The sequence below is a fragment of the Nocardioides sp. ChNu-99 genome (assembly GCF_029493445.1).
GTDB lineage: Bacteria > Actinomycetota > Actinomycetes > Propionibacteriales > Nocardioidaceae > Nocardioides.
In genome coordinates, this window is the sequence record NZ_JAHWBL010000012.1 from 64,711 (window position 1) to 73,434 (window position 8,724).

General features: G+C 78.7%; 10 protein-coding genes. 6 read left to right on the forward strand and 4 right to left on the reverse strand.

All coding sequences use genetic code 11. The features are described 5' to 3' along the window. Positions 1-175 precede the first annotated feature (175 nt). Positions 176-982 (reverse strand): HAD-IB family hydrolase, encoded by an 807-nt coding sequence (locus KK617_RS06420; protein WP_277498855.1) that lies wholly within the window; start codon positions 980-982, stop codon positions 176-178. A 76-nt stretch (positions 983-1,058) separates the two neighbouring features. Between KK617_RS06420 and KK617_RS06425 the strand changes: the two genes are divergently transcribed. Then, entirely contained in the window at positions 1,059-1,877 is an 819-nt protein-coding gene (locus KK617_RS06425) for a phosphotransferase (protein WP_277498856.1), read from the forward strand. Here the strand turns inward: KK617_RS06425 and KK617_RS06430 are convergent. From KK617_RS06430 to KK617_RS06440, 3 genes are read right to left on the reverse strand one after another with little or no spacing between them, the layout of a single operon-like run. Beyond that, entirely contained in the window at positions 1,871-2,212 is a 342-nt protein-coding gene (locus KK617_RS06430) for a hypothetical protein (protein WP_277498857.1), read from the reverse strand. The two genes, KK617_RS06425 and KK617_RS06430, sit on opposite strands and share 7 nt — an antisense overlap. Before the next feature lie 47 nt (positions 2,213-2,259). Beyond that, on the reverse strand, positions 2,260-3,648 hold the full coding sequence (locus KK617_RS06435) for a hypothetical protein (RefSeq protein WP_277498858.1): 1,389 nt from the start codon (positions 3,646-3,648) through the stop codon (positions 2,260-2,262). Next, a complete protein-coding gene (locus tag KK617_RS06440; protein WP_277498859.1) occupies positions 3,648-4,280 on the reverse strand; it encodes a hypothetical protein in 633 nt (210 codons plus the stop codon). The genes KK617_RS06435 and KK617_RS06440 overlap by 1 nt, the downstream gene beginning before the upstream one ends. Before the next feature lie 192 nt (positions 4,281-4,472). On the opposite strand from KK617_RS06440, the gene ssd reads away from it, so the two are divergent. The 5 genes from ssd (at position 4,473) to KK617_RS06465 (ending at position 8,713) form a co-directional block, all read left to right on the forward strand. Beyond that, the gene (ssd, locus tag KK617_RS06445; protein WP_277498861.1) at positions 4,473-5,621 is read left to right on the forward strand and encodes a septum site-determining protein Ssd; all 1,149 of its coding nucleotides are present in this window, start codon (positions 4,473-4,475) and stop codon (positions 5,619-5,621) included. After that, positions 5,618-6,793, forward strand: a complete 1,176-nt coding sequence (locus KK617_RS06450) for a TadA family conjugal transfer-associated ATPase (protein ID WP_277498862.1) — start codon at positions 5,618-5,620, stop codon at positions 6,791-6,793. The genes ssd and KK617_RS06450 overlap by 4 nt, the downstream gene beginning before the upstream one ends. Further along, positions 6,790-7,590 carry a type II secretion system F family protein gene (locus KK617_RS06455; protein ID WP_277498864.1) on the forward strand — a complete coding sequence of 267 codons (801 nt, stop codon included), beginning with the start codon at positions 6,790-6,792 and terminating at the stop codon, positions 7,588-7,590. Before KK617_RS06450 ends, KK617_RS06455 begins: the two co-directional genes overlap by 4 nt. Beyond that, complete coding sequence (locus KK617_RS06460; protein WP_277498865.1) at positions 7,587-8,309, forward strand: type II secretion system F family protein; 723 nt, start codon at positions 7,587-7,589, stop codon at positions 8,307-8,309. The genes KK617_RS06455 and KK617_RS06460 overlap by 4 nt, the downstream gene beginning before the upstream one ends. 188 nt (positions 8,310-8,497) lie before the next feature. After that, positions 8,498-8,713 (forward strand): DUF4244 domain-containing protein, encoded by a 216-nt coding sequence (locus tag KK617_RS06465; protein ID WP_277498866.1) that lies wholly within the window; start codon positions 8,498-8,500, stop codon positions 8,711-8,713. Positions 8,714-8,724 lie beyond the last annotated feature (11 nt).

The window sequence follows — 8,724 nt, forward strand, 5'->3', positions numbered from 1 at the left end:
GCCCTGTGAGAAGGGTGGATCGCCGCGTGGGTACCCGGTGGTGCGTGGGGCTCTGTCGAGTTGTGCTGCCTGGTGGTGATCCGCCGCGTCCGGCGTGCTCCCTTGTCTACGCCTGTGACCTGGGTCACGCAAGGGGTTCCTCGACGGTAACTTCGCGCGTCTCGCGACGGACCCGTCAGGCGGTACGGCGGCGCCGCCGCACCTGCGACCAGGCCACGCCGCCGAGGGTCAGGGCCCCGCCCAGCGCGAGGGCGGTGATGGTGGGGCCGGGCGGGGGCAGCCGCAGCCGGGCGCGCAGGGCGACGGGCTCGTCGAAGACGAGGACGGGCCAGTCGTTCGCGACGGCGACCCGGCGCAGCTCGCGGTCCGGGTTGACCGCGGAGGGGTGACCGACCGCCTCGAGCATCGGCACGTCGGTGATCGAGTCGCTGTAGGCGTAGCTGGCGGAGAGGTCGTAGCCGCGCTCCTCGGCCAGCGCCCGCACCGCGTTGGCCTTCTCCTCGCCGTACGCGTAGTAGGCGATCTCGCCGGTGTAGCGCCCCTCCGCCTCGACGAGGCGCGTCGCCACGACGCGGTCGGCGCCGAGCATGGCGCCGATCGGCTCGACCACCTCGGAGCCGGAGGTCGAGACGATCACGACCTCGCGCCCGGCCCGCTTGTGCTCGTCGATGAGGGTGACGGCCTCGTCGTACACGAGCGGGTCGACGATGTTGTGCAGGGTGTCGGAGACGATCTCGCGCACCGTGGCCACGTCCCACCCGGCGGTCATGGCGGACAGGAACTGCCGCATCTTCTCCATCTGGTCGTGGTCCGCGCCGCCGACGAGGTAGACGAACTGGGCGTACGCCGAGCGCAGCACCGCGCGCCGGGAGATGAGGCCGCCGGCCTGGAAGGGCTTGCTGAACGCCAGCGTGCTGGACCTCGCGATGATCGTCTTGTCGAGGTCGAAGAACGCCGCGGTGGGCGCGGGGCCGGCTGGCATGCCTCCCAGGATAGGCGCCGGGGGCGAGGCGGGGGCGGGATCGGGACCGGTCCGGGAGGCACCTAGGGTCGGGCCGGTGGACACCCGCGACCTGCTGGAGATCGCCGCCCGCCTGCTGCCGACCGCGGACGTCGAGGGCGCCCGGGTCGACCGGTCCGGCGCCACGCACGACGTGGTCCTGCTCCCCGGCACGGCGGTGGTCCGCGTCGCGCGGAGCGAGCGCGCCGCGGCCCAGCTGCCCCGGCGCACCGAGCTGCTGCGCCGGCTGGGCCAGCGGCACCCGGCCCTCGGTGCCCCCGCGGTGCTGACCGACGTCGTCGACGGCGCCGTCGCGCTCGGCTGGGTGGACGGCGCCCCCTCCACGCGGGCGCCCGTCCCGGCCGTGGCCGCCCTGCTGCGCGAGCTGGCGACGGTCGACCTGGACCCGCTGGCCGACGTGCTGGGCGAGCCGCACGAGTACGCCGGGCGCGGCGAGTGGGCCGCGCTGCTCGACCAGCACGTCGTCGAGCGCCTCCCGCCGTCGTGGCGGAGCGAGGCGCGCCGCCGCATCGACGCCGCGCTCGCCCTGCCGCCCGTCGAGCCCGTGCTGGTGCACGGCGACCTCGCCGGGCCGAACCTGCTGTGGCGCGACGGCCGCCTCGCCGGCGTCGTCGACTGGGACCTGGCCCAGCCCTTCGACCCGGCGGTGGACGCGGCGTGCCTGGCCTCCTTCGGGTGGCACGTGGTGCGGGCGGTCGTCGACCCGGCGACGTACGCCCGGGCGCGGACCTGGCAGGCGACGTTCGGCCTCGAGCTCCCGCTGTCCGCCGTCCTCGACGGGCGCCCCGCGGCCGAGGTGGACGCGCTGATCGGGCGCACGCAGCAGTGGCTCTCGGCCACCGCGGGCCGCTACTGAGCCTCGCGCAGCTCCGCGCCGGAGGGCCGGGAGCGGAAGCCGAGGTCGGCCGGGGTCACCTCGCCGCCGTCGGGCAGGCGGCCGACGAGGTAGACCGCCACGCGGGCGCCGTCGGTGCCGAGCACGCGGCCCACGACGCCGAGCGCGGCACGGAACGCCGCGGGCGCCGCCACCTCGACGTACCCCCGCACGGAACCGCCGCCGCTGGCGTCGGTGCGGTAGGCGAGGTCGACGGGGCCCACGCCCTCGAGCCGCAGCAGCGCACCGGCCAGCTCGGCCTCGACCTGCTCGGGGGAGCGGCCGGAGGCGCCGAGCAACCGCGTCAGCCAGCCCATCGTGTCCCCGTCACCCGGCCATCATGGCGCGGTGGCGCCAGGCCCGCTCAGGTGCCCTCGCGGCGCGGCACGTCGCGCCCGATCGGCACGTCGACCGCCGAGGCCGAGCCGTCGGGCCCGACGAGGAACGGCGCCATCGACGGGTCGGACTGGTAGGCGCGCAGCTGGTCGCCCAGCGCGGAGTCGCTCGCGAGCGCGTCGTGCACCGTGCGGATGTAGGCCTCGTGGCTGTGGTTGCCGAGCACGTCGTTCCACGCCGCGGGGCTGGGCAGCTCGACCTGCTGGCCGACGGAGGGGAGCCCGCCGGGCTGCCAGCCGCCGAGGTCGGCGCGCGGCACGGGGTCGAGGGAGTGGCCCATCTGCAGCACCTGCACGCCCTCGATGCGCAGGTGGTCGACGGGCGAGCCGTAGGTGACCATGTTCGTCACGTTGAACCGCTCCCGGAACCCCGGGTCCGCGGCCAGGTGGCCGGTGATCATGCCGCCCTGCGAGTGCCCGACCATGAGCACCGGCGCCCCGGCCGGGATGCCGGCGCGCTCCATCGCGGCCCGCACCGACTCGGCCGCGGCCGTGGGGTTGCCGGCCATGAGCTGCACGTTGGCGGTGAGGTCGCGGGGCATGGTGCCGCCGCTCGGGCTCCACGTCTCGGTGCCGGGCACGGCGACGACGTACGCCGGGGTGCCCCCGTTGTCGACCCTGACGATGCGCACCTCGCCGTCGCTGCCGGGGGTCGTGCCGTTCGTGTAGGCGTCGGTCACCGACTGCATGATCGCGTCGAGGCTGCGCGGTGGCTCCAGGGCGGGGCGCGACGAGGGGCCACCGTCGTGGGCGGGCACGGCGACCGGGTCGCCCGCGCGGCCCCCGCCCTCGGTGAACCAGCGCCGGTCCTCGCCCGTCCAGAGGTTCACGCCGACACCGGCGAGGGCGCCGAGGCCGGTGATCGCGCTGGCGGCGATCGAGGCGACGCTGTGGTCGCCGCGCCCCAGGAGGACGTCGAGCACCTTGCCCTGGAGGTCGAGCTGGGCCCCGAGGAAGCGGCCGAGCGCCTGCCCGCCGGCGACGAGCCGGTCGCCGATCCAGTCACCGACCCGGCCCAGCAGGCCCTGGGGCTCCGGCGGAGGACCCTGTGGCCCGGCCGACCCGCCCGCGGCACCGGTCGCCCCCTCGCCGCCGGAGGCCACCTCCTGGGCGTCGGCCTCGGCGCGCAGGCGCACCGCGAGCTCGAAGAGGTGCTCGGCGACGAGCACGAGCTGCGGGCGGCGGGTGAAGGACCACTCGCCGCGCACGCGCTCGGCGTCCGGACCGGTCCACGTGAACCCCTCGAGCGCCGCGTCGAGGCGGGCGGCGAGGTCGCGGACCGCCGTGGCCCCGTCGGTCATCGTGTCGGCCGCGGCGAGCCCCGCCGCCACGTCCATGCCGTGCGTCACGAGCGTCATCACGCGGCCCCCGGCCGCTGCTCGAGGAGGCGCACGAGGTGGTCGAGCGCGCCGGCGACGTCCCACTGCAGCGTCGCGGCCAGCGCGCCGGCCCGCTCGCCGGTGACGATCGTCGTGCCGAGCGGGCCCTCGCCCACGCCGTACAACCCGGTGGCGGTGACGAGCCAGGTGCGGACCGCGAGGGAGTCCGGGGGCGGGGTCGCCCCGGGCGGGCCGGGTACGGCGGGCGCGGTGGGCACGTGGGCGCCGACGCTCGTCGTCACGACGTGCAGCGCCGTGGTGGCGAGGTCGGCGGGCGGCTCGGTGCGGTCCTCGGGGCGGCTGATCGCCGGGTCCGCGACGACGTGCGCGAGGTCCGGCAGCAGGTTCCGGACCGTCGGCCAGAGCGCGGCGGTGGGGAAGGTCGTCGTACGGGGGCCGGGTGCGCCCGCCGGTGCACCCGCCGCGGCGGTGGGGGCGACGGGGGTGCGGAGCGCCCCCCGGCTGCCGAGGAGCACGAGGTCGCTGCGCACGGTCGTCGTGCCCGTGGTGACGGCGACGCGGAGGGCGACGTGGGGGGCGTCGGGCGGCAGGCCGGGGACGCCGGGGACGGCGGGGGCGCCGGGGTCGCCCGGCGGGGAGGAGGTGGACACGGGAGGCCCCTTTCGACGCGTGGGCTCCACCGTCGCGCCTGCGGGCCGCGGGCGGCAGGTGGAAGGTTCCGGTACGTCGCGCCCCGGGTGCGGCGCGCCGCTTCTCGTCCCCAGGCCGGCGCCGACGTCCGGTCGTCCCCAGGGCGCGGTTGCCGGCAGCGGGTGGCCCGTCGTGGCGGTGACCGTGGGTCCATGTGGACACGAGCGCGGAGCGGCGCGGCCCGGAGCGACCCGTCGGACGCCGGCGAGCCGGGGGCGCCGCCCCTGCTCGCCACGGCCGACCCCGACCTGCGGGCGGCGGTGGAGCGGCTGGCCGCGGCGACCGGCGCCGGGCTCGAGGTGGTGGAGGACCCGGTGGCCGCGCTGGCGCGGTGGCAGACGGCGCCGCTGGTGCTCGTCGGCGCGGACCTCGCCCCCACCCTGGGCGACCTGCGCCCGGCCCGCCGCGACGCGGTGCACGTGCTGGCGGCGACGGACCCGCCGCCGGTCACCTACCGCGCGGCCGTCGAGCTCGGGGCGAGCAGCGTGGCCGCCCTGCCCGGGGCGACGGAGTGGCTGGCCGAGCAGCTCGGGGACCAGGAGGACGCGCGCGGGGGTTCCCGGACCGTCGCCGTCGTCGGGGGCAGCGGGGGAGCGGGAGCGACGGTCCTGGCGTGCGCGGCGGGGGCGGTGGCCGCCGCGGCAGGCCCCGCCGTCGTCGTCGACCTCGACCCCTGGGGGCCCGGCGCCGACCGCCTGCTCGGCCTGGAGGACGCGGACGGCGTCCGGTGGGACGCCCTCGCCGGCACGGTGGGACGCATCGGTGGCCGGGCGCTGCGCGAGGCCCTGCCGCGCCGTGGTGACCTGGGCGTCCTCACGCAGGGTGGCGCGGGCGGCTCGGGCAGCTCGGGCGGCCCGGGGGGCCCGACAACGGGCGGGGGCGAGGAGCCGCCGCTCGAGGTGGTCCGCGAGGTGCTGGCCGCGGCGGGCCGCGGCCACGACACGGTGGTACTGGACCTGCCCCGCCGCTCCGACGCCCGCACCGCGGAGCTCGCCGCCCGCGCCGACCTGGTGGTCGTCGTGGTGGACCCGACCCTCGCGGGCGTCGCCTCGGCGGCCCGGGTGGTCGGGTGGCTGGGAGGTACGACGCCGGTCGGCGTCGTGGTGCGCGGCCCCGGGGCGCGACCCGAGCAGGTGGCGCGGGCGGTGGGGGCGCCGCTGGTGGGGGAGCTGCCCTCGCGGCCGCGCTTGGTCGAGCCCGTGCTCCTCGGGGTGGGTCCGCTGCGCGTGCGGGGCGCGCTGGCGGCGGCCGCCGCCCAGGTGCTCGACGTCGTCGGGGCGACCGTGGGGCGTGCGGCGTGAGCGCCGTGCCGCACCTGGTGGACGCCGTCCGCGACCAGCTCGCCGGCGAGCTGGCCGAGCCCGGTGCCCTGACTCCCCGCCGCGTCGCGGCCGCCCTGCGCGACCTCGGCCGGCCGGTCGGGGACGCGACCGTCCTCGCGGTGCACGAGGAGCTGCGGCGGGAGGTCGGCGGCGCCGGTCCCCTCGAGCCGCTCCTGCGCCTGCCCGACGTGACCGACGTGCTGGTCAACGGCGCGGACGACGTCTTCGTCGACGTCGGCGAAGGGCTCGAGCGCACGGACGTGCGGTTCGTCGACGAGGCGGCCGTGCGTCGGTTGGCGCAGCGGCTGGCGGCCCGCGCCGGTCGTCGCCTCGACGACGCCGTGCCGCACGTCGACGCCCGGCTGCCCGACGGCACCCGGCTGCACGCGGTGCTGGCCCCCGTGGCCCGGCCCGGGACGCTCGTCAGCCTGCGCGTGCCGCGGCCCGGCCGACTGGGCCTCGACGACCTGCTCGAGCGCCGGGCGGTGACGCCGGAGGGAGCCCGGCTGCTCCACCGGCTCGTGGCGCGCCGTCGGGCGTTCCTCGTCAGTGGAGGCACCGGGTCGGGGAAGACGACCCTGCTGGGCGCGCTGCTGTCCCTGGCGCCCCGGCACGAGCGCATCGTGCTGGTCGAGGACTCCAGCGAGCTGCGGCCCGAGCACCCGCACGTGGTGGCGCTCGAGGCGCGGCCGGCGAACGTGGAGGGCGCGGGGGAGGTCACGCTCCGCACGCTGGTGCGCCAGGCGCTGCGCATGCGCCCCGACCGGCTGGTCGTCGGGGAGGTGCGCGGCGCCGAGGTGGTGGAGCTGCTGGCGGCGCTCAACACCGGGCACCAGGGCGGCTGCGGCACCGTGCACGCCAACAGTGCGCGGGACGTCGTCCCCCGGGTGGAGGCCCTGGCCCAGGCCGCCGGCCTGCCCCGGGCCGCCGCCCACAGCCAGCTGGCCGCGGCGTTGGACGTCGTGCTCCACCTCGGCCGGGGCCGCGACGGGAGGCGGCGGCTGGCGGAGGTCGCCGTGCCCGTGCGCCGCCCCGACGGTCTCGTCGAGGCCTGGCCGGCCGTCGAGTTCGACGCGTCCGGGGGTGTTCGCCTCGGTCCGGGGGCCGAGCGGCTGGAGGAGCTGCTCGGCGACCAGGACGGTGAACCGTGAGCGGCCTCGTCGCCGGTGCGGCGGCCGGTGCCGCCGTCCTCCTGCTGGCGCCGTCGCGCCCGCGGGTCGGCGGCCGGGGTGACGCGACCGCGGGGGGCCCACAGCGCCCCGCCGGCACGCTCGTCGTCGCCGGGGTCGTCGCCGGCGGCACCGCGCTCGTCCTCGGCGGGGGCGGGATCGTGGCCGTGTGGGCGGCCCTCGGTACGGCGGTGCTGCTGGCCGGGCGCGCCCTCCTGGCCCGCCGGGCGTCCGCCCGGGCCGCGGCCCGCACGCGGGAGCGCGTGGTGTCCGTCTGCGAGGCGCTGGCCTCGGAGCTGCGATCGGGGCGGCCACCCGCGACCGCCCTCGCGGCGGCGGCGGAGGAGTGGCCGGCGGTGGCCGGCGTACGACGCGCCGAACGCCTCGGTGCCGACGTGCCCACCGCCTGGCGGGCGCTGGCGCGGTCGCCGGGGGCGGACGACCTGCGGCTGGTCGCGGCCGCCTGGCAGGTCAGTGCCCGCACCGGCGCCGGTCTCGCCGAGGCCCTGGCGCGGGTGGCCGCGCTGGCCCGCGCGACGCAGGGCACCCGCCGCGTCGTCGCCTCGGAGCTGGCCTCGGCGCGCGCGACCGCCCGCCTCATGGCCGGCCTGCCGGTCGTGGCGCTGCTGATGGGCGGCACGACGGGCGGGGACCCCGTCCACTTCCTCACCGCGACGCCGGTGGGCCTCGGGTGCCTCGCGGGCGGCCTGGTCGCGGGGTTCCTGGGCCTGTGGTGGATCGAGGCCATCGCCGACGACGTGACCCGGTCGGCGTCGTGAGCGGCGCCGCCGTCGTGGCCGCCCTCTGCGCGGCCGGTGCGTACCTCGCCGTCGGCCCCCCGGCGCCGCGGGTGCGCCCCCGGGCCGCCGGTGGTGAGGGGCCCGCACGCTCCGACCTCCTGCAGCGCTGGGCCGTCCTCTGGTGCGGGTGCGCCGCGCTGGGGGTGGTGTCGTTCGTCGGGGGCCCGCTCGGCTGGCTCCTGGGCGCGGGCGCGGCCGCCGGGTTGTGGACGCTGCTGCGCCGCTCGGAACCCGCCTCCGTGCGCCGCCACCGAGCCCGGCTGCGGCGGGAGCTGCCCGCCCTCGTCGAGATGTACGGCGCGGCCCTCGGCTCCGGCGCCGCCCCCGGACCGGCCCTCGACGTCGTGCGCCTCGCCCTCCCCGGCCCGGCCGCGGCGGAGCTCGCCCCGGTGGCGGCGCGGCTCGGGCTGGGGCTCGAGCCCACGCAGGTCTGGGCCCGTCTCGGCGTCGACAGCCCACCGTTGGCCCCGCTCGGGCGCGTCATGGTCCGGGCGCACGAGTCCGGTGCCGGTGTCACGGCTGCCGTCCTCGACCTCGCCGACGAGCTCGCCGCCCAGGAGCGCGCGGGGGTGGAGGACCGGGCGCGCACCGTCGGGGTGCGGGCCGCGGTGCCCCTCGGCGTGTGCCTGCTGCCCGCCTTCCTGCTCCTCGGCATCGTGCCGCTCGTGGCGGCGGCCGTGGACGGCATCCGGTGGTGAGGGACGTGCCGCAAAGCGTCCCCAGCCGGACGGTGGCCCCGCCCCCTCCACAGTCCGCCCGCGGCCCGGCCCGCCGGCCCGCCCGCCGTCGGAGGGTGGCTGCGTCGCCCGAGGGGCGGCCCGGCGGCGGTCCCGCGCCCCGGTCATCCGCGCCGGTCCGACCGGCGCGACACGAAGGAGGAGACACCGTGCGAGCACACCTGACGAGGCCCCGTCGGAGCCGGAGGGGCCGCACCCGGCCCCGGGCCGACCAGCGGGGCATCACGACGGCGGAGTACGCCGTGGGCACCGCCGCCGGCGCCGGCCTGGCCGGGTTGGCCTTCCAGCTGCTCACCGGCGGGCTGGGCAACCAGATGCTGACCTCGATGTTCGACCACGTCCTCGGTCTGATCGGGGTCGGATGAGAGCCGGGCGT